The organism is Campylobacter concisus, assembly GCF_002913045.1.
Classification (GTDB): Bacteria; Campylobacterota; Campylobacteria; order Campylobacterales; family Campylobacteraceae; genus Campylobacter_A; species Campylobacter_A concisus_AP.
In genome coordinates this window covers 211,493-236,434 of record NZ_PPAF01000035.1, presented here as the reverse complement: position 1 = coordinate 236,434, position 24,942 = coordinate 211,493, and the positions used below count along the sequence as shown (strand labels likewise).

Below are 24,942 nucleotides of genomic sequence, written 5' to 3'. Positions count from 1 at the left end.
TTTTTCTAACCTAAAATAGATATAAAAATTTTTATCTCATCGCTGCCGTAAAGCTCAAAGTCCGTTTCATAGGCTCTTTTTAGCTCACTATTTTCAAAATACTTCCAAATTTTACCCCAAAATTTTCCTACGTTTTGCGGCTCTCTTGCAAAAGTAAAAACGGCATATTTGCCACTTTTTATCCCTAGAATTTCATCACTTTTGTGGCTTGATCTTGTGCCGATGAAGTTATCGTAATGTCCGTTAAGATCGCTTTCATAGTTGCAGTAAACGCTATAAATTTCACTTTTGCCATCATAGTACTCATTCATAAATTTAGACCATAAAGCTGGAATTTTACTCTTGCCGCCTATCTCATCTTCATTTTTAGTGCGAGTTTTTACTCCGTAAATTTCAAAGCTATCATCTAAATTTATAATCTTCATAAACTACTTTTGTCCGTTAAAATTTTCAACCGCTTGGTTCCACATGAGTTTGTATTTTCGTTTTAGAAATTCAACTTCATCTTGTGAAATTTTAAGCTGTTTTGTAAGCGTCTCGACCGTTTTTCTATCTTCATCATAGAGCTCTTGCATCGAAATGAGCGCCTCTTTTAAAAATTTATTCTCATTTCTTAAGGTTTCAAGCGTCTCATCTTTTGCGTCAAGCACCTTTTCGTGTAAATTTAATATCGTTCCAATCGTCTTTTCAACAAAGCTGATACCATCTTGGCCTTGCGGTTGCATAGATAAATTTTGCGAAACACTAGGCACCACGCTCATCGTTCCTTCGCTCGCTTCTATCAAAATTTCTCCATTTTCCTCTTTGGTTTTCAAAACGCCACGATTTATCATATCTTCGATAACTTCACGCTCTAAGTGCACAAGTTTGCAAAATTCATCAACTCCAAGATAGGTCTGCACCGCTTCTCCTTTTTACAGTATCACTTCAACCTTTGAAGAGTCTTCCTCTAAAGCCTTTATCTTCGCCTCTCTATCGGCTTTTAGAGCACTTGCCAGACTATCATCTTCAAGAGCTAAAATTTGCACCGCCAAATAGGCTGCATTTATAGCACCGGCCTTGCCGATAGCTAAGGTCGCCACTGGCATGCCACTTGGCATTTGCACAGTTGAGTAAAGTGCGTCAACACCGCTAAGGGCCGAACCTGCCATTGGTATGCCGATCACTGGTTTTGTTGTATTTGCAGCGATAGCTCCAGCTAGGTGAGCCGCCATACCAGCAGCTGCGATAAAGACTTTTGCTCCCTTTTTCTCAGCATTTGCAACGTACTCACTCGTCCTTTTTGGACTTCTGTGAGCTGAGCTTATTATCAACTCATATTTCACGCCAAATTTTTCAAGAGTTTTTGCCACCTCACTAACTATCTCATAGTCACTCTTACTTCCCATTATAATAGAAACAAATTTCATATTTTCTCCCTCAAAAAGCTAAATTTTGGCAGCTTGACACCAAGACTTATCTCGTTTTCATTGCCACTATGAATTTCGCTCATAACTTTACCTTTTTTAGTTATAAGCTGTTTAAATTTGATAAATTTCTTACCATCTTGTGAATAAATCTTTGAGATTTCATTTTCACCATCTTCTATAACCGATCCAGTAGGAGCCACGATCTCATAGCTATTGCCTGGAAAAATTTTATATTTACACTTAAAAAATTCGCCATCTTCGCTTATGGCATTTACCTGATGTGTGCCCTCTTCTAGGCTACTAACGTGATTTTGCGTATCTATTCTCTCATAAGGCCTATGCACCAAGTAGCCGTCTGTAAAGCCGCGATTTTTCAGTGTATTTATCTCATTTTCATAAATTTGTGCGTCAAATTTATCGTCCATGGCGTCATCTATCGCCATTTTATAGGCTCTTGCCGTGCAAGCTGCGTAGTACTCGCTCTTTGTGCGACCTTCTATTTTTAGGCTATCTATTACACCACTATCAACGATCTCTTTGATGTGCGAGATGAGGCAAAGATCCTTTGAGTTCATAATATGAGTGCCGTTTTCATCCTCTTCTAAGCGGAAAAGCACGCCACTCTCTTCGTTTTTAGCGTAAAGTTCATACTTAAATCTACAATCATTTGCGCAGCTGCCGCGATTTGACATACGTCCGCTTTGAACTGAGCTTACTAGGCACCTGCCAGAGTAGGCAAAGCACATTGAGCCATGTACAAAAATTTCGATATCAAGAGTTGGAATTTCTTCTTTTATCTTTATGACATCTTTTAAGTTCATCTCGCGTGCTACGACGATACGTTTTGCACCCATATCATGATAAATTTTTGCATCAAGCGCATTCATAACGTTTGCCTGAGTTGAGAGATGTATCTCGATATCAGGAGCGATGGCTTTTGCTAAACTCATAACGCCTGGAGTTGCGATAATAAAGGCATCTGGCTTCATAGCCGAGATAGTCTGCAAGTGCCTTTTTAGTGGCTCGATCTGAGAGTTAAAAGGAAAAGCATTTATGGTCGCATAAAATTTCTTTCCCTTTGCATGTGTGTAGTCTATCGCCTCTTTGAATGTTTCAAGGTTAAATTCCCTCGCCGATCTAGTCCTTAGTGAAAAGCTAGCCACCGAGCCATAAACAGCGTCGGCTCCATACTCAAGGGCGATTTTAAGTTTTGTTAAATTTCCAGCTGGAGATAAAAGCTCAGGCCTTTTTAGCACTATTTTTTACCCAAACTTTCTATCAAGGCTTCGATATCATCGTTGCTGACAAGATTTTCAGTCGTTGTATCACCAGCGATGTGAACAGCAGAGCTAACACGCTTATCATCGTCGATTTTACCTTCAAACAAGGTATTCATATATTTGCTAAGTGCTCTCATAACGTTGATAACACGCTCAATCTTTTGTCTGTGGATGTCTTGATACTGCATCATATCCATAGCCATCATGATCTCATCTTGTCCCATTTGTAAATTCCCGATGATGTTATCAACCGTACCAAGAAGTGCGTTGTTTTTCTCCAAAGCTTCGCTAAATGCGGCAATATTTGGAAATTTCTGACTTAGTGTCGTAAATAGTTCGATGTTTGAGTTTATCGCATCTTTTAAGCTATTTGAATCGCTCTCAGCGTCCATAAAAAAGTTATTTATCGTCTCAAGCTTATCAAACATCTGAGTAGCTTTTTCTTCGCTATCTCTTGTTACGTCATCAAGCTGATGAACCATTTTGTGATCTTCCGTTGGTGGTGGTGGTGGCCAAACGCCATCTGCACTTACTCTGTAGTTTTCTGCATTCTTTGAATTACTTTCTGATTTTGACTGTGGCTCATCTTTAGTATCGATTGTTTCTGCAACTTCTGTTACCTCGTCCGTATCCCCTTTGACGTCCGCAACCTCTTGGCCAGCATCTTCTTTAGTATTATCTAACTCATCATCTAGCCTACCTGCCATAAGTGCGTCAAGTTCCTCTTGGGTCATAAAAGCTCCTAATAAAATTTGGCTTGATTATATAGGATTTAAATAAAAAGTAAGTTTAAAGGCAATACTTTTATCTTTAAATTTATAAATTTTTAGATAGCATTTTTAAAAATAAACGACCTTAAAAGGCTAAAAATGACCGTCGATCTTCACAACCATACGCCACTTTGCAAGCACGCAGTTGGCGAGCCAAGAGAGTATGTACAAAATGCCATAAAAGCTGGCACAAAATACTTTGGTTTTAGCGATCATGCACCGATGAACTACGATGAAGCTTACAGAATGAGCTTTGATGAAATGCAAGGCTATGAAGACGAAATTTTACATTTAAGAGATAAATTTAGCGGTGAGATAGAAATTTTGCTTGGCTATGAGATGGACTTTTTAGATGGTTTTATGGATGAGCGAGTTTTTGTTAGAAAGGTTGATTATCTAATAGGCTCTGTGCATTTTTTTAATGGCTGGGCATTTGACAATCCAGAATTTATCGGTGGCTACGAGGGCAAAGACTTGGATCAAATTTGGCAAGAGTATTTTGATCATGTAGAAAGATCGGCTAAGCTTGGCAAATTTGACATTATGGGGCACATCGATCTTTTAAAACTTTTTAAATTTTTGCCAAAAAAGGATGTTAGGATTTTGGCTAAAAATGCAGTAAATGCGATAAAAGAAGCAAATTTAGTTGTTGAGATAAATGCCGCTGGCTTTAGAAAACCTATCGGCGAGCAATATCCAAGCCTGAATTTACTTGAACTAATGGCCGAAAAAGATATAACTATCACCTTTGGCTCAGATGCTCACGCAAAAGAAGATATCGGTAAAAATGGTGAAATTTGCGAGCAAATAGCTAGAGATTTGGGTTATTCAAAGTGTGCAATATTTAAAAATAGAGATAGAGAATTAGTAAAATTTTAGATCGGGTTAAAATAAAATATAAATTTAATCTTAAATATTAGGTTTTATGATAGAATACGAAAATTAAAAACCAGAAGGAGAAAAGAATGGGAAAATTCGTCCAAAATATAGATCATTTTTTTGATTTTTGTAAAGAAAATGAAGTCAAATTTGTAGATTTTAGATTTACTGATTTAGGTGGTGCTTGGCATAGCATTAGCTACAACATAAAAGCTGTTACAAAAGAAAATTTCATAAATGGCATCCCAATGGACGCTAGCTCTATGCATGGCTGGCAACCGATTGATAAGAGCGATATGATAATGAAGCCAGAAGCTACAACTGCATTTTTAGACCCATTTACTTCTGATATTACAGTTGTTGTTTTTTGCGATATCTACGACATTTACAAAGGTCAAATTTATGAGAAATGCCCTCGCTCAATAGCCAAAAGAGCAATGCAGTACGTAAAAGATAGCGGTCTTGGTGACGAGGCATATTTTGGCCCTGAGAATGAATTTTTTGTATTTGACAATGTCAAAATCATCGATAGTCCAAACTGCGCGATGTATCAAGTAGATAGCGAAGAAGGCGAGTGGAACGATGCTACTGACTTCAAAGATAGCTATAACACAGGTCATCGCCCACGCAGAAAAGGCGGTTACTTGATGACTCAGCCAATCGACAGCATGGTAGATCTAAGAGCCGAGATGATGCAAGTTCTAGAGCAAGTTGGTCTTGAAGTCTTTTTAGGACACCACGAAGTCGCTCAAGGACAAGGTGAGATCGGCGTGAAATTTGGCAATCTAGTAGAAGCTGCCGATAATGTTCAAATTTATAAATATGTCGTTCGCATGGTCGCTCACCTAAATGGCAAAACAGTTACATTTATGCCAAAACCACTTTATGGCGATAACGGAAGCGGCATGCACGTGCATCAATCAGTCTGGAAAGATGGTAAAAATTTATTCTATAAAGAGGGCAACTACGCAAATTTAAGTGATTTCGCAAGATACTACATCGGTGGCGTTTTAAAACACGCAAGAAGCGTTGCCGCCTTTACTAACCCAAGCACAAACAGCTACAAACGCCTAATCCCTGGCTTTGAAGCACCATCTATCCTAACATACTCTAGCCAAAACCGCTCAGCAAGTATCCGCATACCTTATGGTTCAGGCGAAAAGTCAGTTAGAGCCGAGATGAGATTTCCAGATAGCACAGCAAACCCTTATCTAGCCTTCTCGGCAATGCTAATGGCGGGCCTTGACGGCGTTAAAAATAAATACGAGCCAGTTGGCCCGATGGATGAAAATTTATTTAAACTTCACCTAGATGAGATCAGAGAGCGCGGCATCGAGCAGCTCCCACACACACTCCGTGGCAGCCTTGAAGCGCTTATCCGCGATAACGAATACCTAAAACCGATAATGAGCGATCTTTTCATAGATACCTATCAACACTTCAAATTTGAAACTCAAGTTTGGCCTTACGAAGCGCGCCCAACCGCTTATGAGTTTAAAACTTGTTTCTCTTGCTAATCTAAATTTTGCCTTGGCACACATGCCAAGGCTTTTTATACCAAACACGATTAATACAAAAATACAAAATATTTAACATAAAATTTTATGTATTTTTATTATAAATTTTAAATCTATACAGCTATGGATCATTATAAAAAGGGATATTTTTTATTTTTTGTAAATACACTATGAATTTTATGCAAACATATAAAAATTTATCCGCCCTCATTAAACTAAAATAAAAAATTTTAAAGCCAATTAAATATATAAATAATCATAAATTTATGCCTTTTTTTATAAAATCCTTGAACTTTATAAAAAGGATACCGCATTGCAAGCACTAGCTTTAAAATATCGCCCTAAAAATTTTGACGAGCTCATAGGTCAAGAAGCAGTTAGCAAAAGCCTAATACATGCACTTGACGAGGGTCGCATAAGCCACGCATATCTATTTTCTGGGCTTAGAGGCAGTGGTAAAACTTCAAGTGCTAGGATATTTTCAAAAGCTTTAGTGTGCGAAAAAGGACCTACTTCAAAACCATGTGAAGTATGCCCACAATGCATAATGGCAAATGAGTCAAGACATATGGACATCATCGAAATGGACGCTGCTAGCCACAGAAAGATAGATGACATAAGAGAGCTAATAGAGCAAACAAAATATGCTCCAGCAATGGCAAGATATAAAATTTTTATAATCGATGAAGTGCATATGCTAACCAAAGAGGCATTTAACGCTCTTTTAAAAACACTTGAAGAGCCACCAAGCTATGTAAAATTTATCCTAGCGACGACTGATCCATTAAAACTCCCAACAACGGTGCTTTCAAGAACACAGCATTTTAGGTTTAAGCAAATAAGCAGATACAGCATCATTAAACATCTTGAGTTTATTTTAAGCAAAGAAGGCATTAGCTACGAAAAAGAGGCACTTGAAATTTTAGCAAGAAGTGGCGGAGGGTCGCTAAGAGATACTTTGACGCTTCTTGATCAAGCTATCATTTACGGAGCAAATAATGTCACGGCAAATGGCGTAGCATCGATGTTAGGACTTCTTGATCCAGAAAAGATCGAAGATATAATAACTCATGTTTTAAATCATGATAAAAATGCTATCAGAGTGCTTGTAAGCGAACTTGAAAGCTATGATCCTGAGATGATAATAGATGAAATTTTGGCAAATTTAAAGCAAAAATTTATAGAAAATGACTCAAAAATTTCACTACTTGTTTATGAGAGATTTTTTAGGATTTTGGCACAAGCTAAAGGTATGCTAAATGTAAGTAGCGACAATGGCTTTGTACTAATGCTAATGCTTTTTATGATGATAGAAGCTCTAAATTTACAAGATATCGATGACGCTATTAATGAAGTGATCTCAAAAAATAACGAGAATTCCACTCAAATCACAGAAGTCATCACTCAAAAAAGCCAAGCAACTCCTGCTAAAATGCAAGGTCCATACGAACTCTTCTTAACAAAAATTTATGATAGAAATTACGATCTTGGCGAGTTTTTTAAAGAATTTGTAGAATTTAGCTTCTTTAATAACAATGAGCTTGGACTGATAGTAAATGCAAAAGATGAAAATCTTGAATATTTTAAGAAAAATTGGAAAATTTTAAATGAGATATTGCGTACGCTTTTTGGACAAAATGCGAAGATAGTAAATGCAAAGAGCGATGAGCAAAAAGCACAAACTAAGATGCCTAAAGCCTTTTTAGAAAATAATGAAAAAAGCGAATTAGACGAGCTTGATGAGGAAATTTCAAGACTAAATGCAAATAACGTTGAAACTAAAAATGAGCCAAAAACAGAGATAAAAGGCGAGCTTCAAAACGAGAAAAATAACTTTGCTTTGATGCTAAATAAAGAGCCAAAAACACCAGAAGAGCTTCAAAGGCAAAGAGAACAAGGGGTTCTAAAAGAAGCTAATAGACTTTTTGGCGAGCCAACGATTGAGAGCTAAATTTTATCTTTATTAGATTTTGCTCTTTTTTTTAGAGCTTCTTTTTTGCGAAGCTCTAACTCGTAAGCTTCATTTAGTGTATCTTCATCATCTAAATTTGCTCCGTCTAAAAATTTTCGGTAGTCCTCAAATTGTTTATTTTTTATCCCCCAAAGCACACCAAAAAGCAAAAATGCTCCCATCAAAACTGAGATAAAAACTAGCATCGCAAGTGTCGCGCTATCCATTATTTTTCCTTAAATTTTCTAGCAATATAAAGCGAGTTTAAGATAACACTTAGCGAGCTAAGTGACATAAAAAGCGCAGCAAATAGCGGTATGATATAGCCACACACAGCAAATGGCAGAGCAAGAACATTATAAAGAAGACAAAAAAGCAAATTTTGCTTTATCGTTTTGTAAGTAAATTTTGAGATTTTTATGGCCTTTGCTAGACTTTTTAAACTATCATCAAGTAGCACTACATCGCTTCTTTCTAAGCTTATTGCCGCCCCGCTTCCCATACAAATGGCAACATGAGCAAGGCTAAGTGCTGCTGCGTCGTTTATGCCATCTCCTACCATTAGCACCTTTTTGCCCTGCTCTTTTAGTTTGCTTATAAATTTAGCTTTCGTTTCAGGCAACATCTCTGCTCTAAACTCACTCACGCCAAGCTCATCTGCCACATTTTTTACCACTTTTTGCACGTCGCCACTTAAGATATATACTTTCATGCCAGCGCTCTTTAGCTCGTCTATCAAAGCCTTTGCTTCAGGTTTTACACTATCTTTTAGATAAAATTTCGCCACTAACTCGCCATTAAGACCCACAAAAAAGCTCACATTTTCTTCAGCTTCATCAAAGCTAATACCATTTTCGACTAAAAATCGTTTGCTTCCTGCATAAAATTTTTTACCTGAAATTCCAGCCTCAACACCCTTTGCCACGCTTAAATTTGTATTTTTAAGCTCTATTTTCCTTGCGCCTTTTTGCTTTAAAAATTTAGCCACTGCCACGCTTATTTGATGATTTGATATAAGAGCTAGCGAATAAATTTCATCTAAGCTTATGCTCTCTTTTATGAAAAAATCACTAACCTCAAATTCTGCCTTTGTGAGCGTACCGGTCTTGTCAAATACTGCCACATCGCACTTTGCAAGGCTTTCAAAAAATTTAGCCTCTTTAAAAAGTACTCTATTTTTAAAGGCCACACCAAGGGCACAGACACTACTAACTGGCGTGGCAAGCGCAAGCGCACAAGGACAAGCGATCACGATGACGCTAACAGCCGTGACAATAGCTTCTGAAAAGCCAAATTTAAAGTACCAAAACCAAAATGTAAAAAATGCTAACGTCAGCACGCTAAGAGAAAATTTAGAAGCGATTTTATTGACTACTAGCTCGATATTTGGCTTTTTTAGCTCTGCATTTTGGAGCAAATTTATAAGCTGGTTTAGATAAGAATTTTTAAAAATTTTCTTTGCTTCGTAGATGATTTGTCCATTTTGGCAAATGACGCCACTTTTTACCTCTTGCCCCACTCCCAAGGTCACAGGCAGGCTCTCTCCCGTTAGACTTGAGCTATCCACGCTTGCCTCGCCACTAAGCACTACTCCATCAAGCAGCGCCCTCTCACCTGATCTAAGCACGATCTTTTCGCCCAAATTTACATCTCTTGGCTCTTTTAAAATATCCTTACCATCTTCTAAAACGCACACCTTTACAAGCAGCATATCATTTAAGAAATTTGAAGTCTCAAGCGCCTTTTTCTTGCCCAAAATTTCTAAAAATTTACCGATAAAAACAAAGGTGATGATCATTGCAACCGAGTCAAAATAGCTCTCGCCACTCCTCGTAAACATCGCATAAATCGAGTAGATATATGTTATGCTAGCTCCGGTGATAACAAGCAGATCCATATTTGGCGAAGCGTTTTTTATGGCTATCTTTGCTCCTTTGAAAAACTCGCTACCGGTATAAAAAAGTACAGGCGTTGCTAATACAAACTGCGCAAAGCTTAATATATCTTTTATGTCGCCTCTTATGCCACTAAAATACCCACTATACTGAGCAATAGCTAGCCACATAATATTCATCGTAGCAAAGATACCAACTAGTGCTTTTGTGTAAAATTTTCTTCTTTTCTTAGCTAGCTCGTCCTCTTTTTGACTCGTAGCATATGGCTTTGGGACGTAGCCAACGGCATAAATTTTTTCAATTATCTGCTCTATTAAAAGCTCTTGCTCATCAAAAACAATGGCCGCTTTTTGATTAAGCGAGTTGATATTTACCTCCAAGACGCCAGGCAAGCTAAAAAGTGCCTTTTCAAGTAGCCAGATGCAAGCTGAGCAAGTGATACCATCAATTAAAAATAAAATTTGACTAAACTTGCCCTCTTTTGTCACAAGCTCGCTAAAATTTACAGCTAAATTTTTGATATTTGCACCGTTGCTCGCCGGTGTAAGTGTATTTTTACCAAGACGTTCATAAAACTCGCTAAGCCCATTTTCATTTAAAATTTCATAAACGCTTTTGCAACCAACACAGCAAAATTTAAGTCCACTTTCATTTGAGATCATCACGTTTTCATCAAATTTTAATCTACAATGAGCACATCTACTTTGTGGCATTTTTACTTTCTTTTATCTAAAATTTTTACCAATATTATTGCATCACATGCCTATTATGCACCATAATTTAAATACATAAATTTTATGGCAGACAAACTACAAAAATAGGCACAAATTTCTTCTTTTGTTATCGTTATAAAATGGCGAGATTATAGCAAATCAACCATTTTTGAGCAAAAATTTTATTTTATGCCATTTCTTGACAACAAAGTTTTATTTTTATAAAATGCCAAAACTTTCAAAAACTTCTTTTTGAAACCTAGAAATTCTGCAAAATTATCCCCACATTTAAAGAGGAAATATGGAAAATAACCAAACCGAGCAAAGTGCTGCTCAAAACACAAAAACTATAAAAAAACATCAAGCATCAAGAACACACATACCAGTAGATGGACACAAGATCGAAGAGCTAAGAACGCTTAGTTTAGATGAGCTAGTGCAGATCGCAAATAGCGTTGGTGTTGAAAATCCACGAGAATTTCGTAGGCAGGATTTGATATTTGAGATACTAAAAACCCAGACAAAACAAGGCGGCTTTATACTATTTACTGGAATTTTGGAGATCACAAATGAAGGTTATGGCTTTTTAAGAGCTGTTGATGCAAATTTAAGTGACAGCTCAAATGACGCTTACGTTTCAAACTCACAGATCCGTAAATTTGCACTTCGTGTGGGCGACATCATCACTGGCCAAGTAAGAGAGCCAAAAGATCAGGAAAAATACTACGCTCTTTTAAAGATAGAAGCGGTAAACTACATGCCTCTAGCAGACGCAAAAGAGAGGCCACTCTTTGACAACCTAACCCCATTATTTCCAACTGAAAAGCTAAATTTAGAGTATGATCCGATGAAGCTAACGGGCCGTGTGCTTGATCTTTTCACGCCTATCGGTAAAGGTCAGCGTGGTCTAATCGTCGCACCTCCAAGAAGCGGTAAAACTGAGCTTATGAAAGAGTTAGCTCACGGCATCGCTAAAAATCACCCAGAAGCCCAACTAATGGTGCTTTTGGTAGATGAGAGACCAGAAGAAGTTACAGACATGCAGCGCTGCGTAAAAGGCGAGGTATTTAGCTCGACATTTGACCTGCCAGCGCTTAACCACGTCCGCGTAGCAGAGCTAGTCATCGAAAAGGCAAAACGTCTAGTTGAGATGGGCAAAGATGTCATTATATTGCTTGATAGTATAACCCGTCTAGCACGTGCCTACAACACAGTGACACCACCAAGCGGCAAGGTACTAACTGGCGGCGTGGATGCAAATGCACTTCACAAGCCAAAACGTTTCTTTGGCGCTGCCAGAAACATCGAACATGGCGGCTCTCTAACCATCATTGCAACCGCACTAATCGACACTGGCTCACGCATGGATGAAGTGATATTTGAAGAGTTTAAAGGCACTGGAAACAGCGAGATCGTACTTGACCGCAACATCTCAGACCGTAGAATTTACCCAGCTATCAACGTGCTAAAATCAGGCACAAGAAAAGAAGAGCTACTTCAAAAACCTGATGAGCTTCAAAAAATTTGGGCTATTCGCTCTGCGATCGCGACAATGGACGACGTCGAAGCGCTTAAATTCTTGTATGCAAAAATGCTAAAAACAAAAGATAACAAAGAGCTTCTCTCTATCCTAAACGAGTAAAATTAACTGAGCTTGAAGCACTTGCTTTGAGCTCAAATTTCTTTTTTACACCAAATTTATCAAAAAATATTTCATAAATTTATTAGTTTAATTTTTTCAGTTTTATTTTTTTGTAAAATCCGAATTTCTAACTTTTACAAAAAGGAAAAATATGAAAACAAAAGTCGTTTTTTTCAGTCATTACAGCAACACTTACTTTTGCTCTAACTGGATGTGGTGAGCCAACTACTTTGGCTAAAATTTGTAAAGCTGATATGGGTAGTATCAAACATTTTAAAGGCGAAGTAAGGGTTTATAAAAGGGTAAATTTTGACTAGGAATATAATATAGAGACCAAGAAAAATGAATTAAAAGAAGATGGTATTAAAGGTTATCTGATAGTCGATAAAGATACGAAGGTTGATCTAGAAAATTTAACGTAAAAGCCGTGGCTTTTAGTATGCCAAAAGGTAGTATACCTAAAAATATACTACATATGTATATCTTAAAAAAATATGATGACATAAGCGAAGGTAATAAAACAGAAGTTTTGGCAACTCTAGAAACTTTAAATCCAAGATGTAATGTAGATGGTAGTCTAGAACTTAAACAAAAAGATACAAAAATAATTGCAATAAAATAACAAAAGGTGGTTAACCACCTTTTAAAAACTTATATCATCTTGCTTTAAATTTTATATAACATATCCCGCCTACAAGCATCTCACTCTGTTTGATAAGCTCATCAAATTTTGGACTAAAAGCTGGCTATGATTTTGATAGTTTTAGAGTTTATGGAGCTTACATTTACGACTTTCAAGCCAAAAAGTCACTTGGCAATGAAGGTGGTACAGTAATAAAATGGAGTACACATAAATTTATAGTAGGCGCAGACTATACACCAGAATTGACAAAGGACATAAAACTAGTTCTTGGTGGCTACACTGGCTACTCAAAGCTTAAAATGGATGTATTTGACACTCATGATGGCTCGGAAAAAGCTAATACAAATGGCTGGATACTAGGTGCAAGAATTGGTGCTGAATACTCTATCAACGAAAACAATGCGGTTGAGTTTGGTCTAAAAGCAGACAGAACTAAATATAGCTCCATAGCAAAATATGATAATGCAAAAATAAAAGAGACAAACGTTGGTCTTTATATTGGTCTTTATATGGGATATACATATAAATTTTAATCACTCGCAAGCTCAAATTTAAGAGTAAATCTGAGCTTTTTATTTAAAAAAGAACTATAAATTTAAAAGTTTTTCTAAATTTTCACCGTCCAAGCGGTAGTTTCTCCACTCATGAGATTGATTTTTAGCACCCAAGCTTTCATAAAATTTAATGCTTGGCTCATTCCAGTTTAGGCAGCACCACTCAAGCCTTTTTAAATTTTCATCCTTACAAATTTGAGCTAGAAATTTAAAAAATGCCTTGCCTATACCTTGATTTCTAAACTCTTTTTTGACGTAAATGTCCTCAAGATAAATCCCACCAAGCCCCAAAAATGTAGAAAATGTATAAAAATAGATAGCATAGCCAATCACCTTACCCTCACTCTCGCAGACAATGGCTTTTGCGTGATTTTTATTAAAGATAGAGTCTGCAAAAATTTCATTTGTAAAAGTGACTTGATCGCTCAAATTCTCATAGCTAGCAAGCTCTCTTACAAGCTCGCATATCACGTCTATATCGTCAATAGTCGCTTTTCTTATTTGAAATTTCATTAGTTATCACCAAAAAGCGCTTTTAAATCTTTGATTGGCTCATTATTTTCTGCATTGCTACTAGTTTTTGAGCCAAGCTCATTTAGCTCGATCTCATAGCCAGTTAGCATGCTTGCTAGGCGGATATTTATGCCGTTTTTGCCGATCGCCTTGCTCTTTTGTTCGCTTGCAAGCGTTACAATTGCCTTATTTTCTTCGATCTTTACAGATGTGATGATCGCAGGTGCCATAGCGCGAGCTACCAAGATCGCTGGCTCGGTAGTGTATTCGATCGCGTCGATGCTCTCACCATGAAGCTCTTTGCTTACGGCATTTATCCTAACGCCCTTTGTGCCGACCGTTGCACCAACTGGATCGATGTTTGGAGTAGTTGAGATGAGTGCTACTTTAGCTCTTTCGCCAGGAATTCTCGCACTTCCTTGGATGATAATACCGCCATCTTTTATCTCAGGCACCTCTGAAGTTAGCAGCGCTTCAAGAAATTTAGGTGAAGTCCTTGAAAGCTCGACCTTTATACCTAAATTTTTATCTGTAAAAACTTTTCTAATGACTGCTTTTACCACGTCGCCCACTTTAAATTTCTCGCCTTTTATGCGGTTTTTACGTGGCAATATAGCACGAAGCTCGTCTATCTCGATAAAAGTGTTTTCGTCATTATCGACTCTAACAACTGGTCCAAAGACCATGTGACCGCTCATTTCATTATATTTTTGTAAAATTTTCTCTTCTACTAGGCGCTGAATGTGATACTCAAGCTCCTTATGAAGCGTTTGAGCTGCGGTTCTGCCAAGGTTATCAAGGCTTAGCTCGTAAGTGAGCTCATCTCCGATCTCTACGCCACTGTCTATCTTTTTAGCCTCTTTTAAGCTTAAAAAGTGCTCATTATCCTCTTCAAGCCTCTCATCGTCGTTTGCTACGATTGAAATTTTTTGATAAAGCTTTAAATTTTTATTAGCATCGATACTCACATCATACTCATAATTTTCGCCATAAACTCTTTTTGCAGTGTTTATCAAAGCTCTTATAACGCGCTCTTTTACATCTTCTATCTCTAAATTTTTCTCATTTGCAATTGACTCGATGATATCTGAAATTCTTTCCATTTTTTCTCCATTGTAACGATAAATTTCGGGGATTTTTCGTGAAGTTTTGAAATTATACATAAGCCATACTTTTAATAACTTTAAGCTTATTATTAACTTTTATTTAATCCTTTTTTTATGATGTTTTGGATATATTGACCGATTAAAATTTAAGATTTTGAAAGGATTAAAAATGGAGCTAAAACTTGCAAGAGCCGAATTAGACGCAAAACCAAAAACGATTTCACTAGAAAAAATAGAGGCAGCTGTCGAAAAAGAGGGTCAGAAAATTTTCTATTTTGATAAAGAAAACACACACAAACAACTAATCGCCTTAGTCGAGCATTTTGAAGAAAAAGGGCTAAGCGTTTATCACAGAACCGTAAAATACGGACTTGATGATAGCGACTACATGTATGAAGTGCATATACTTTAATGAGTAAAAAACTCTTTATCCAAACTCTAGGCTGTGCTATGAATGTTCGTGACAGCGAGCATATCATAGCCGAGCTCTCACAAAAAGAAGACTACTCCTTAACACAAAACATCGAAGAAGCTGATTTAATCCTTATAAATACCTGCTCGGTTCGTGAAAAGCCAGTTCATAAGCTCTTTAGCGAAGTCGGAGCCTTTGAAAAAGCCAAAAAAAGAGGTGCAAAGATAGGCGTTTGCGGCTGCACTGCTAGCCATTTGGGTAGTGAAATTTTCAAGCGCGCGCCTTATGTTGATTTTGTCCTTGGCGCAAGAAATGTTAGCAAGATCACAAAGGCGGTAAATACGCCTAAATTTATCTCAACCGACATCAATCACGACGAGAGCGAATACGCATTTGGCGAATTTAGAGGCTCGCCATATAAAAGCCACATCAACATATCGATCGGCTGCGATAAAAAGTGCACCTACTGCATCGTCCCACACACCAGGGGCGATGAAATTTCTATCCCTTCAAGCCTCATCTTAAAAGAGGTAGAAAAGGCCGCAAAAAGCGGTGCAAAAGAGATATTTTTACTAGGGCAAAATGTCAATAACTACGGTAAAAGATTTTCAGGCATGCAAGAAAATATCGATTTTAGCGACCTTTTAGTAAAGATAAGCGAGATAGAGGGCGTTGAGAGGATAAGATTTACAAGCCCGCACCCACTTCATATGGATGATAAATTTCTTGAAATTTTCACAAATAACCCAAAAATTTGCAAATCTATGCACATGCCACTTCAAAGCGGAAACACCAAAGTTTTGCGCGAGATGAAGCGCGGATACACAAAAGAGTGGTTTTTAGACCGCGCGCTAAGACTTAGAAAAATGTGCCCAGATGTGAGCATCTCAACTGATATCATCGTCGCATTTCCAGGCGAGAGTGAAAGCGAATTTGAAGATACGATGGACGTGCTTGAGCAAGTTAGATTTGAGCAAATTTTTAGCTTTAAGTATTCGCCTCGTCCGCTTACAAAGGCAGCTACTTTCACAAATCAAATAGATGATAAAACCGCTTCAGCAAGGCTTACTCGCCTACAAAATCGCCACAATGAAATTTTAGACGAGATCGTGGCGGCACAAAAAGATAAAATTTTTGATGTATATTTTGAAGAGCTAAGAGCAAACGGCGGCGTTGCTGGGCGAAGCTTTAACAACTTTTTAGTTCAAGTTGATGGCAGCGAAGAACTTCTTGGCACTACACAAAAAATCAAGATCACAAACCCAAAACGAATGGTTTTGTATGGCGAGCTGCAAATTTAAAAACGCCCTTGAAAAGCTCGCCATGAGTGTTGGCGTCTTTTTCATCTACATTTTGATGTGGCTCATTTTTCTAACCTGCAAAAAGAGCTACACTCCAAATTTCTTACCACAAAATGGCTGCGTCGTCGTCTTTTGGCATGGCAGACTTAGCTTTATGAGCTTTGCTTACAGACGCTGGTGGAGCAGTCAAAACAGAAAACAAGGCAAGGTGATAATAAGCGACCACAAAGATGGCGAGTTCATCACCAGAATAATCAAATTTTTTGGCATCGGCACCATTAGAGGCAGCAGCTCAAAAGGCGGTGCAAGGGCACTCATAGAAGCCCTAAGAGAGATAAAACAAGGCCATGATGTCATCATCACACCAGATGGCCCACGCGGACCAAGACACAGCGTAGCAGACGGAGCTACGGTGATCGCGCAAAAGTCATCTTGCGAAATTTATGCTCTAAATTTCGAAGCAAACTCATTTTGGGAGTTTAAAAGCTGGGATAAGATGATACTTCCAAAGCCATTTTCAACTATAAATTTTAGCCTCTCAGCCCCTTTTAGCGTGGCAAATTTAGAGCAAAAAGAGGCAAAAGAAAAGATACAAAACGAGCTTTGGCAAGCATCACAAAATGACGGTGGCAAGAGTGTGCTACAAAACAAAGAGGACTTTAGGTCAAATTTAAAAATTTGGTGGAAAAAATATGCTCATAAAAATCCGCAAATAAGCGATGAGATAAGAGAAATTTTGGACGAAATTTATGAAAAATAAACTATCTATTTTTATAGCCATCTTTCTAATTGTTTTATTCGGACTATTTTTTTATAGCGACAACTCCTACAAGCTCGCCCTTGAAGCGAAATTTTTATACGAAAACAAAGAATACGAAAAGGCCTTAAATTTAAGCCAAAAAGCACTTGATATAGATATTTATAACAAAATGGCAAATACTGTGCTAAACCAAAGTAAGGCTGCTATCAAATTTAGCTCATACATAAAAAATGGCAAAGAGTATCTTGAGCGTATCAAAAAAATGAGTCAAAGTAGCGTAAGCAAGGCTGATAGTGAGCGCATTAAGATGATGTGTGATGTGATGATAGAGGATTTTGACGACCTTAAAAACTCGGCCCTACTTGATAATGAGCTAAAAAATGAAGCTTTAAATACAAAAGAGATTTTCGTTAAGCTTAAAAACGAGCTGTTTTAAACTTATTTAATCCCTTTTTAGCTACCATAACGAAAATTATGCACTAAATTTAGGAGATTTATGTCTTTTAGCGTCAAAAAGCTTTTTTCTAACCTTTTTTTAAGCGTCGTGTTGGAGGGCAATGAGTGCATATTCTTCGGTCAAGTCTTTAGAAATGGCAAACTTTTAAAAACCATAAATGCTAAATTTACAGATATAAATATCGATAATATCGATGAAAAAATCATAAAATACATAGAAGAGCAAGAAAAAGCATATTTTGGCGTATATGTCTCAGTTTTTTTTAACGACGACTCGCAAGGCGCACTTCCTAGTGTTAGCTTTGACGAATACAAAAAATTTAATATAAATACTAAAAATCTTACAAGCCTTATCATGCAGGATAGCTGGAGTATTTATGCAAATTTAAATGCTATAAAAAAATATAAAAATTTATTTGGACAAGATAGTGTAGATCTCATCTACTCACCTATCTCTCTACTCTTTCACGAGCTTTTAAAACGCGGAATTTCTCCAAAAACTACACTTTATCTTTATATCCATGCACATTCGTTTACGCTTGCGATATTTAAAGATAAACAAATGAAATTATCCACTTTTTTAAATATGTCTGGCGTTGAAGAAACCAACCAGGAAGCTGAAAGCCTAAAAGAAGAAGATATAACAGATATTGACAACTTAATCATTAAAGAAGAAAATGACGCAACATCACTTGATGATTTTAAAAGTTTAGACGATTTTTTAAGTGATGATAAACCAAAAGAATTTGAAGACCTAAATTATGAACTAAACATGCCGGCTTCTACAAATGTAGAAAAATCGGTTGCTATTTTTGGGTATGACATGAAGATGTTTGATTACATCGTAAAGGCTGTAAAAGAATTTTACGAAAATCCTCTCTACGGCGGTGATTTTATTGAACAAATAATTGTTTTTGAAAACACAAAAACAAGTGCAACTTTTTTACAATATCTGCAATCTGAGCTTCTAGTGGAGACTTCTGTGTATCCAGTGAATACAAATCATATTATGAATGAAATCATGCAAGAAGAGATAGTATTATGAGATTTAGCTTTATTGCTCCAGAACCAAGACCACTTATATCTATCTTTAGTAAAATTTGGCTAAGTCTTATAAGTTTTGTGTTTGTAGCTCTTTTGGCAACAAATTTCTTTATACTCTATAAAAATTATTCAATTGAAAAAAATATAAATTTTTTATCAAATGAGCAAAAAGAACTTAGTCAAAAAATAGTCACAACAGATGAAATTTCAGCTAAACTCGCCGTACAAATAGAATCTGCAAATGATATCTTCACATCAAATTCTATTCTCAAGCAAAGCTTGCACAATCTTTTTGATCTAGTGCCTGACAGTATAACGCTTGAAGAGGTTTTTATGGATAAAAACTCACTCATCATTCGTGGTATAACGCCGACAAAAGATGTATTTAATCAGCTTCTAGCTTCACCTTTAAGATCTATTTTTACGACTTCTAATACTAGCTTTTATCAAAGTAAAAACGGCTGGTATGGCTTTATAAGTACAAATAAAATTGATAATTCTGAGGGATATAATGAGTAAAAAAGATACGAGCTTAGAAAAAATAGATCCTGTTAAGCTTTTACTTTTTATATTTGCTTTTATTGTAGTTTGCTTCATTATGATATTTGGTTTTATCGTGCCAAATATAAAAGAATTTAAAAGCTTAACTAGACAAAATTATTCACAGACCTCATCTTATACAAAAGTAAAAAATGAATTTGAAGCCAAATTTAAAAACCTTGAAGCAACTAAACAAAAAGATGGAGCTATCATTTCAGCTTTTGAGAATAAATTTGATAAAGATAAATTTATAGAATTTGCCTCCAAATTTTTCAGTGAAGTGAGCCTTAGTAAAATAGAAGAAAGTGATAATAACGCTAGTGAGAAATTTTTTAGATTTCGCCTAAATGTAACTAGCTCTCTAAGGACACCACAAAAATTTTATGACTTTTTAGATGCGCTTAGCAGCTATGACAGTATCGTAAAGACCGAATTTCCTATCGTCATGAAAGGCGAAAAGGATAAAATCCATACTACTTTTAATATAAAAGTCTTTGGGTTGAAGTAAGAAATTAAAGTCCACCGTTAAGATAAAGTTCAACCAAAAACTCACTATATCTTTTTCTGCCAAGATAGTTTAAATGTTCCCAATCAGATAATTCTTCATCGCCAAATTTTAAATTTGTAAGATCAACAATTTTGGCATTTTTGATGGCTGATATTATTTCATTTATACTATATTGAAGTCTCATTCCATCAAACATTGGTTCAAGTAAAATAATTACTTTCATGCCGTTTTTAACCAGTGGATCTATTATATAATTTTGCATGTATTTTAATGTGTTTAAATTCAGCTCTTTTAATTCAATAACCTTGCCATAATTCTCTCTCGGTATTGTATTTGCAAAAAGTATATTATCACCATTGCTACATTTTGCAACAATAATCTTTTTGTCTTTTGTAAAATTTGAATTTACTTCACTTGTGTTAATTAGCTCGCAATCACTATTTGCTTCAATATTAAAGAAATTTTCTACACTAAAATTATTTACATTGGTTGCAGTCTTTGGTGTAAATTTACCATAAGTCATAATTACTCTATTATAGATAGCTTCAGAGTATCTTAAAAACAAATGCAAACCTGCTAAATAATCTGGCAGTGTTTTTAAAAACGTTATCTTATTTGTGCCAAATTTGCCATTAGTTCATCAGTGGTATAAATTTTGACATCTCTCTCAATATAATCTTTAAAAAGATCGCTAACTCTTATACTAATAACAATCTCTTTTGTACCAACTTTTTTAATAGCATTTACAATAAAAGGATAGTCACCTATAAAATTTCCAGAAACGCCAAAATTATAAATACCAATATTATTTTCTTTAAAAATGTTTGTTAAAATATGATTAAACGTCCTACTGCTTCCAACAAAAACGATATCCTTTTGCTTTTCGCTATTTAGCTTAAAGTGCTCCGCTTTTGAAATTTTATTATCAACGAAATTTTTCTTACTTGTTCTACTTTCTACAAAAACATAAAGTACAACATCAAGCCCAACCATAGCAAATACTACCAAAGACAGGCATAGAAATATTTTTTTTAAAATCTAAAGTATAAAAATTCACTCGCATTATTAAGCCTAATTACTAAGATTGATATAAACAAAAAAGAAAGATGTTGCAAAAATTTGCCAGATAGTAAATTTAAATTTCTTATCAAATGCCATTTGCATAGAGTTTTTAAAAAAGCAAAATAACCAAAAAAGCCAAAACGATAAAAAATATCTCAAGATAGTTAACGTCTATTTTAAGCTCACCAAAAAACATCCCTCGGATCACTTTCATGGCATCTTCAAAGCTTTTTGCCCTAAAAAATATCCATGTAAAATTTACAAAGTTAAAGGTGATGATCCAAGCAATAATTTTATTTAATTTAAAATTTAACTTTTGCCAACATCTGTGAATAACAATAGCAACACCATGTAAAGCACCCCAAACAACAAATGTCCAAGCAGCCCCATGCCAAAGACCGCCTATCAAAAATACCAAAAACAAATTTAGATAGGTACGGCTCTGCCCACCCCTATTTCCTCCAAGTGGGATATATATGTAGTCTCTTAAAAAACGTGATAGTGTAATGTGCTACCTATGCCAAAAATTCTGAAAATTTAAAGCCTTATACGGGGAGTTAAAATTTATGGGAAGCCTTATGTTAAAAAGCAGCGCGAGACCTATCGCCATATCACAATAACCACCAAAATCAAAATAAAGTTGAAAGGTATACGAAAGTGACGTCGCCCATGCTTGCAGAAAAGTCAAATTTCCTTCCACATCAAATCCAGCATTTGCAAAAATCGAAAAAGTATCAGCAACCACACTCTTCTTAAATAGCCCTATGCTAAAAATAAAAAGCCCAAGAGCTATAAATTTATAGTTTTTTATAAGATTAAATTTATTCGCAAACTGAGGCATCATTTCTTTGTAATGCACTATCGGACCAGCAATAAGCTGTGGAAAAAATGTTATAAAAAGGTAGTAGTTTAAAAAACTATTCTCTTTTGTTTGCTTATTGCAACTATCGACTAAATATGCTATTTGCTGAAATGTGACAAAACTAAGTGCAAGCGGCAAAGCGATATGAAGTAGACCCAAATTTGTATTTGCTATAGCGTTTAAATTTGAAATTAAAAAATCAGCATATTTAAAATACCCAAGCAAAGTGAGGTTGCAAACTACAAAAAACTAAAATTGCTTTACTTTGATGTTTTGCTAGAAATTTTGAAATAAAGAAGTTAAAGATAATGCTTCCTAGTAAAATCGGTAGATAATAAACACTCTAATAAGCATAAAAAAAATAAACTAGCACTTGCCAAAAAAGCTTTTGCAAGATTACTTAGTCTCTTTTTATTTAGAAAAAAAATATACAAAAAATACAAGTGGTAAAAATACAAATATAAAGACATATGAGTTAAAAGCAAATTAATCCCTTACTTTCTATCCACACACTTACCAAGTTGGCAGGCTCTTTTGTAAAGTGCGTCTGCCTTTGCTTCATTGCCGCTTAGCTTTGCAAGCAAAAAGCACGACTGAGCATACTCAAGCTCGCAACTCTTTGCCAAAAGCCTTAATACCCTAGCCTCGGCTTTGCTCTTATCTATCTTGTGGGTTTTTAAATTTTCATTTTCAATGTAAGATTTTAGCCCCATAGCCTCGTGATAGCAGCCAACGCCATCGCCGCTATCACAAGCTAGTTTATAAAGTTTTAGAGCCTTTTCCATATCTTTTTGTTCATCAACAAGCCCTTGCTCATAGATTTGACCCAAATTTGAGCAAGCCGTAGCAAGCCCAGCATTGCAAGCTTTTTCGTAGTAGCCTTTTGCCTTTACAAAGTCTTTTTCGTTGCTAAAATTTACGGCTAAATTGTTGCAGTCAATATTATTTCCACTCTCGCAGTTTTGCACCATTTTCTCTTTTTCAAGCTCAAGACGCTCTGCCCTCGCCTCTTCATCACTTTGCCAAAAACCAAAGCTCACCATCTTTTGCCAAGACCAGCAACCACTAAGCATAAAACCCATGGCCAAAACAAGACTAAAATTTAAGACCTTTTTCACTTACATTCCTAGCTTTGTGCCTAGTCTTTTCATCTGCGGGCATGCCTTGCTTAGCCCACGAAAGCAAGCAACTTTATAAATTCCATAAGCCCTTTTTTCGTCTTTATTGACACCAAGACCAAGCTCATACATCGCTCCGATATTGGCACAACTTGGCAAATCGCCAGCATTGCATGCATTTGTATAAGCTTGCATTGCTAAGTAATAATCTCTCTTAACGATTTCGCCTTTTCTGTAAGCATTGCCTAAGTGATAGCAAGCTTGCATACCTCCGCCATTGCAACTTTCTTTATAAATTGAAATTGCTTTTTTTGGATTTTTTTTAACTCCGAGTCCAAGCTCATAAAGAGTGCCCAAATTTGCACAACCAACTTGTACTTTAGCATCGCAAGCTTTTTGATAATTTGTTAAAGCATTTTCATATTCTTTTAAAAGCTCGTAATTTACACCCAAATCGTTGCAAGCTTCCGCATCGCCTTCTTCGCATTTTGGTATTAAAATTTCGATCGCATTTCTTGAAATTTGCTCTTTATTTTGCACTATTTTTTCATCCTTTGGTTGCTGCCACGAATCATCTTGTTTTTGTCCTACACCAATCACGTTTAAGCAGCCAGTGAAAAATAAAGCCGATAAAAGCAATAAATATTTTTTCATTCTTTTCCTTTTAAAATTGTCCAAATAAGTCATTTAGTGCTTCACTGATGCTTGGATGAGTAAAAATTTGATTTTTAAAGAAATTTGCGTTTGCTTTTAAATTCATAGCAATTGCGATTTCATTTATCAGCTCATTTGCATAGATACAGTGAAAGCTAGCACCTAAAATTTCGCCACTTTGCGCATCAACGATAGCTTTTAGCATGCCTACATCGTGATTTAATACTTTTGCGCCTGGTACTGTTGCCATGCTAAGCTTTAGCTCTTTAAAATTTAGCCCGAATTTACTTGCTTCTTTGGCGCTCATTCCAACTCTTGCTAGCGGAGTGTCGGTAAATAGCACATTTGCGTGAATGCTTCTATTTTTAGTATTTCTCTTTTTATCACCAAAAATTTGTGAATAAACTATCCTAAAATCATCTAAACTAGTGTAAGTAAAAAGCTCTCCGCCGCGCACGTCGCCTACCGCATAGATGTTTGGCACATTTGTTTGAAGGTTTTCATTTGTCTTTATAAAGCCTTTTTCATTTAGCTCAACTCCAGCAGCTTTTAAATTTAAATCATCCACATTTGCCACTCTGCCAAGCGCGATCAAAAATGCATCAGCCCTAAGGCATCTTTGCTCGCCATTTTGCTTGAAACTTAATACATTTTCTTTAATGCACTCTATCTCGCAACCCTCTAAAATTTCAACGCCTTGGACTCTAAGAGCTTCTTTTACGCTATTAGCTATATCATCATCTTCGTTTTTAAGTAGTTTTGAACGTCCTATGATAGTTACTTTTGAGCCAAAATTTGCAAACATTGATGCAAACTCTATACCGATAAAACCACTACCGATAATGACAAAATGCTTTGGTAAATTTTTTAGATCAAGTAGGGTTTGACTTGAAAATACATTTGAGCTTACAACCTCAAAAGGAGCATCTGCCTCTTTTGAACCGCTATTTATGATAATAAAATCGCCCTCTATTATCTTTTTCTCGCCGCTTGGCGTTGTTACAAGGACACTATTTTCACTAGCAAATGAGCCAACACCATCGATCACATCGATATTTTCTTTATCATTTAGCATTGCGTAGTTTTTAGCATTCAAAGCTGAGATTAGTTTATTTTTATTTTCCACACTAAGCGTGTAATATTCGCTTTCAACGCTATTATTTACAAATTTTGCCTCTTTAGCGGCTGTTATTAGACGTTTGGTTGGTATGCAGCCAACATTTATACAAGTGCCTCCATACATCTTTGGCGATCTCTCTACAAGAGCCACTTTTTTGCCAAGTGCGGCAGCTTTAACCGCTAGCGTTTTGCCAGCTTTTCCAAAACCAATAATTACAATATCATATTTCATTT

28 protein-coding genes and 1 pseudogene are annotated in these 24,942 nt (G+C 36.1%); 13 read left to right on the top strand and 16 right to left on the bottom strand.

Going from position 1 to position 24,942, the window contains the following annotated elements; all coding sequences use genetic code 11:
- Positions 1–5: 5 nt before the first annotated feature.
- From CYP43_RS05160 to CYP43_RS05140, 5 genes are read right to left on the bottom strand one after another with little or no spacing between them, the layout of a single operon-like run.
- Positions 6–425 carry a GyrI-like domain-containing protein gene (locus CYP43_RS05160; protein ID WP_103582743.1) on the bottom strand — a complete coding sequence of 140 codons (420 nt, stop codon included), beginning with the start codon at positions 423–425 and terminating at the stop codon, positions 6–8.
- Positions 426–428: 3 nt separating this feature from the next.
- The gene (locus CYP43_RS05155) at positions 429–902 is read right to left on the bottom strand and encodes a DUF3972 domain-containing protein (protein WP_087584427.1); all 474 of its coding nucleotides are present in this window, start codon (positions 900–902) and stop codon (positions 429–431) included.
- Positions 903–914: 12 nt separating this feature from the next.
- Positions 915–1,409 carry a 5-(carboxyamino)imidazole ribonucleotide mutase gene (purE, locus tag CYP43_RS05150; protein ID WP_103582742.1) on the bottom strand — a complete coding sequence of 165 codons (495 nt, stop codon included), beginning with the start codon at positions 1,407–1,409 and terminating at the stop codon, positions 915–917.
- Positions 1,406–2,665 carry a peptidase U32 family protein gene (locus CYP43_RS05145; RefSeq protein ID WP_103582741.1) on the bottom strand — a complete coding sequence of 420 codons (1,260 nt, stop codon included), beginning with the start codon at positions 2,663–2,665 and terminating at the stop codon, positions 1,406–1,408. The genes purE and CYP43_RS05145 overlap by 4 nt, the downstream gene beginning before the upstream one ends.
- Positions 2,665–3,423, bottom strand: coding sequence for a chemotaxis protein (locus CYP43_RS05140; RefSeq protein WP_103582740.1), 759 nt, complete (start codon positions 3,421–3,423; stop codon positions 2,665–2,667). Before CYP43_RS05140 ends, CYP43_RS05145 begins: the two co-directional genes overlap by 1 nt.
- A 135-nt stretch (positions 3,424–3,558) precedes the next feature.
- Between CYP43_RS05140 and CYP43_RS05135 the strand changes: the two genes are divergently transcribed.
- The 3 genes from CYP43_RS05135 to CYP43_RS05125 all read left to right on the top strand — a co-directional run bounded on the left by CYP43_RS05135 (position 3,559) and on the right by CYP43_RS05125 (position 7,806).
- Positions 3,559–4,338 carry a histidinol-phosphatase gene (locus CYP43_RS05135; RefSeq protein WP_103582739.1) on the top strand — a complete coding sequence of 260 codons (780 nt, stop codon included), beginning with the start codon at positions 3,559–3,561 and terminating at the stop codon, positions 4,336–4,338.
- 86 nt (positions 4,339–4,424) lie between these two features.
- Positions 4,425–5,855, top strand: coding sequence for a type I glutamate--ammonia ligase (glnA, locus tag CYP43_RS05130; protein ID WP_103582738.1), 1,431 nt, complete (start codon positions 4,425–4,427; stop codon positions 5,853–5,855).
- Between the two features lie 313 nt (positions 5,856–6,168).
- The gene (locus CYP43_RS05125) at positions 6,169–7,806 is read left to right on the top strand and encodes a DNA polymerase III subunit gamma/tau (protein ID WP_103582737.1); all 1,638 of its coding nucleotides are present in this window, start codon (positions 6,169–6,171) and stop codon (positions 7,804–7,806) included.
- On the opposite strand, the gene ccoS is transcribed toward CYP43_RS05125, so the two are convergent.
- On the bottom strand, positions 7,803–8,033 hold the full coding sequence (ccoS, locus tag CYP43_RS05120; RefSeq protein WP_103582736.1) for a cbb3-type cytochrome oxidase assembly protein CcoS: 231 nt from the start codon (positions 8,031–8,033) through the stop codon (positions 7,803–7,805). The genes CYP43_RS05125 and ccoS overlap by 4 nt on opposite strands.
- Positions 8,033–10,414 (bottom strand): heavy metal translocating P-type ATPase, encoded by a 2,382-nt coding sequence (locus tag CYP43_RS05115; RefSeq protein WP_103582735.1) that lies wholly within the window; start codon positions 10,412–10,414, stop codon positions 8,033–8,035. Before CYP43_RS05115 ends, ccoS begins: the two co-directional genes overlap by 1 nt.
- A 301-nt stretch (positions 10,415–10,715) precedes the next feature.
- Between CYP43_RS05115 and rho the strand changes: the two genes are divergently transcribed.
- The gene (gene rho / locus CYP43_RS05110; protein ID WP_103582734.1) at positions 10,716–12,056 is read left to right on the top strand and encodes a transcription termination factor Rho; all 1,341 of its coding nucleotides are present in this window, start codon (positions 10,716–10,718) and stop codon (positions 12,054–12,056) included.
- Positions 12,057–12,183: 127 nt separating this feature from the next.
- Here the strand turns inward: rho and CYP43_RS09480 are convergent, their stop codons facing one another.
- Positions 12,184–12,324 (bottom strand): hypothetical protein, encoded by a 141-nt coding sequence (locus CYP43_RS09480; RefSeq protein WP_180998643.1) that lies wholly within the window; start codon positions 12,322–12,324, stop codon positions 12,184–12,186.
- Between the two features lie 171 nt (positions 12,325–12,495).
- Between CYP43_RS09480 and CYP43_RS05105 the strand changes: the two genes are divergently transcribed.
- Both CYP43_RS05105 and CYP43_RS05100 read left to right on the top strand, forming a co-directional pair.
- Positions 12,496–12,678 carry a hypothetical protein gene (locus CYP43_RS05105; RefSeq protein ID WP_141089842.1) on the top strand — a complete coding sequence of 61 codons (183 nt, stop codon included), beginning with the start codon at positions 12,496–12,498 and terminating at the stop codon, positions 12,676–12,678.
- An 89-nt stretch (positions 12,679–12,767) separates the two neighbouring features.
- On the top strand, positions 12,768–13,232 hold the full coding sequence (locus CYP43_RS05100; protein ID WP_258032161.1) for a porin family protein: 465 nt from the start codon (positions 12,768–12,770) through the stop codon (positions 13,230–13,232).
- Positions 13,233–13,286: 54 nt separating this feature from the next.
- Here the strand turns inward: CYP43_RS05100 and CYP43_RS05095 are convergent, their stop codons facing one another.
- Both CYP43_RS05095 and nusA read right to left on the bottom strand, forming a co-directional pair.
- On the bottom strand, positions 13,287–13,766 hold the full coding sequence (locus CYP43_RS05095) for a GNAT family N-acetyltransferase (RefSeq protein ID WP_103582732.1): 480 nt from the start codon (positions 13,764–13,766) through the stop codon (positions 13,287–13,289).
- Entirely contained in the window at positions 13,766–14,869 is a 1,104-nt protein-coding gene (nusA, locus tag CYP43_RS05090) for a transcription termination factor NusA (protein WP_021090810.1), read from the bottom strand. Before nusA ends, CYP43_RS05095 begins: the two co-directional genes overlap by 1 nt.
- A gap of 172 nt (positions 14,870–15,041) precedes the next feature.
- Here nusA and CYP43_RS05085 point away from each other — a divergent pair, with 172 nt between their 5' ends.
- Genes CYP43_RS05085 through CYP43_RS05055 form a run of 7 tightly spaced genes read left to right on the top strand, consistent with a single transcriptional unit; the run spans position 15,042 to position 19,893 of the window.
- Positions 15,042–15,284: an HP0268 family nuclease gene (locus CYP43_RS05085; protein WP_002941786.1), complete on the top strand. Its 243-nt coding sequence runs from the start codon at positions 15,042–15,044 to the stop codon at positions 15,282–15,284.
- Entirely contained in the window at positions 15,284–16,585 is a 1,302-nt protein-coding gene (miaB, locus tag CYP43_RS05080) for a tRNA (N6-isopentenyl adenosine(37)-C2)-methylthiotransferase MiaB (protein WP_103582731.1), read from the top strand. The genes CYP43_RS05085 and miaB overlap by 1 nt, the downstream gene beginning before the upstream one ends.
- Positions 16,566–17,345 (top strand): lysophospholipid acyltransferase family protein, encoded by a 780-nt coding sequence (locus tag CYP43_RS05075; RefSeq protein WP_103582730.1) that lies wholly within the window; start codon positions 16,566–16,568, stop codon positions 17,343–17,345. Before miaB ends, CYP43_RS05075 begins: the two co-directional genes overlap by 20 nt.
- Positions 17,335–17,781, top strand: coding sequence for a hypothetical protein (locus CYP43_RS05070; RefSeq protein ID WP_103582729.1), 447 nt, complete (start codon positions 17,335–17,337; stop codon positions 17,779–17,781). Before CYP43_RS05075 ends, CYP43_RS05070 begins: the two co-directional genes overlap by 11 nt.
- Before the next feature lie 60 nt (positions 17,782–17,841).
- A complete protein-coding gene (locus tag CYP43_RS05065) occupies positions 17,842–18,846 on the top strand; it encodes a hypothetical protein (RefSeq protein WP_103582728.1) in 1,005 nt (334 codons plus the stop codon).
- Complete coding sequence (locus CYP43_RS05060) at positions 18,843–19,364, top strand: hypothetical protein (RefSeq protein ID WP_084041405.1); 522 nt, start codon at positions 18,843–18,845, stop codon at positions 19,362–19,364. Before CYP43_RS05065 ends, CYP43_RS05060 begins: the two co-directional genes overlap by 4 nt.
- On the top strand, positions 19,357–19,893 hold the full coding sequence (locus CYP43_RS05055; protein ID WP_084108056.1) for a hypothetical protein: 537 nt from the start codon (positions 19,357–19,359) through the stop codon (positions 19,891–19,893). The genes CYP43_RS05060 and CYP43_RS05055 overlap by 8 nt, the downstream gene beginning before the upstream one ends.
- 4 nt (positions 19,894–19,897) lie before the next feature.
- On the opposite strand, the gene CYP43_RS05050 is transcribed toward CYP43_RS05055, so the two are convergent.
- The 6 genes and pseudogenes from CYP43_RS05050 to CYP43_RS05025 form a co-directional block, all read right to left on the bottom strand.
- Positions 19,898–20,416: a hypothetical protein gene (locus tag CYP43_RS05050; RefSeq protein WP_103582727.1), complete on the bottom strand. Its 519-nt coding sequence runs from the start codon at positions 20,414–20,416 to the stop codon at positions 19,898–19,900.
- Between the two features lie 83 nt (positions 20,417–20,499).
- Positions 20,500–20,901 carry a hypothetical protein gene (locus CYP43_RS05045; RefSeq protein WP_141089841.1) on the bottom strand — a complete coding sequence of 134 codons (402 nt, stop codon included), beginning with the start codon at positions 20,899–20,901 and terminating at the stop codon, positions 20,500–20,502.
- Between the two features lie 163 nt (positions 20,902–21,064).
- A pseudogene (locus CYP43_RS05040) lies at positions 21,065–21,955 on the bottom strand (MBOAT family O-acyltransferase).
- Positions 21,956–22,311: 356 nt separating this feature from the next.
- Positions 22,312–22,935 carry a tetratricopeptide repeat protein gene (locus CYP43_RS05035; protein WP_103582725.1) on the bottom strand — a complete coding sequence of 208 codons (624 nt, stop codon included), beginning with the start codon at positions 22,933–22,935 and terminating at the stop codon, positions 22,312–22,314.
- On the bottom strand, positions 22,936–23,589 hold the full coding sequence (locus tag CYP43_RS05030) for a tetratricopeptide repeat protein (protein ID WP_103582724.1): 654 nt from the start codon (positions 23,587–23,589) through the stop codon (positions 22,936–22,938).
- Between the two features lie 10 nt (positions 23,590–23,599).
- Positions 23,600–24,940: a dihydrolipoyl dehydrogenase family protein gene (locus CYP43_RS05025; protein WP_103582723.1), complete on the bottom strand. Its 1,341-nt coding sequence runs from the start codon at positions 24,938–24,940 to the stop codon at positions 23,600–23,602.
- Positions 24,941–24,942 lie beyond the last annotated feature (2 nt).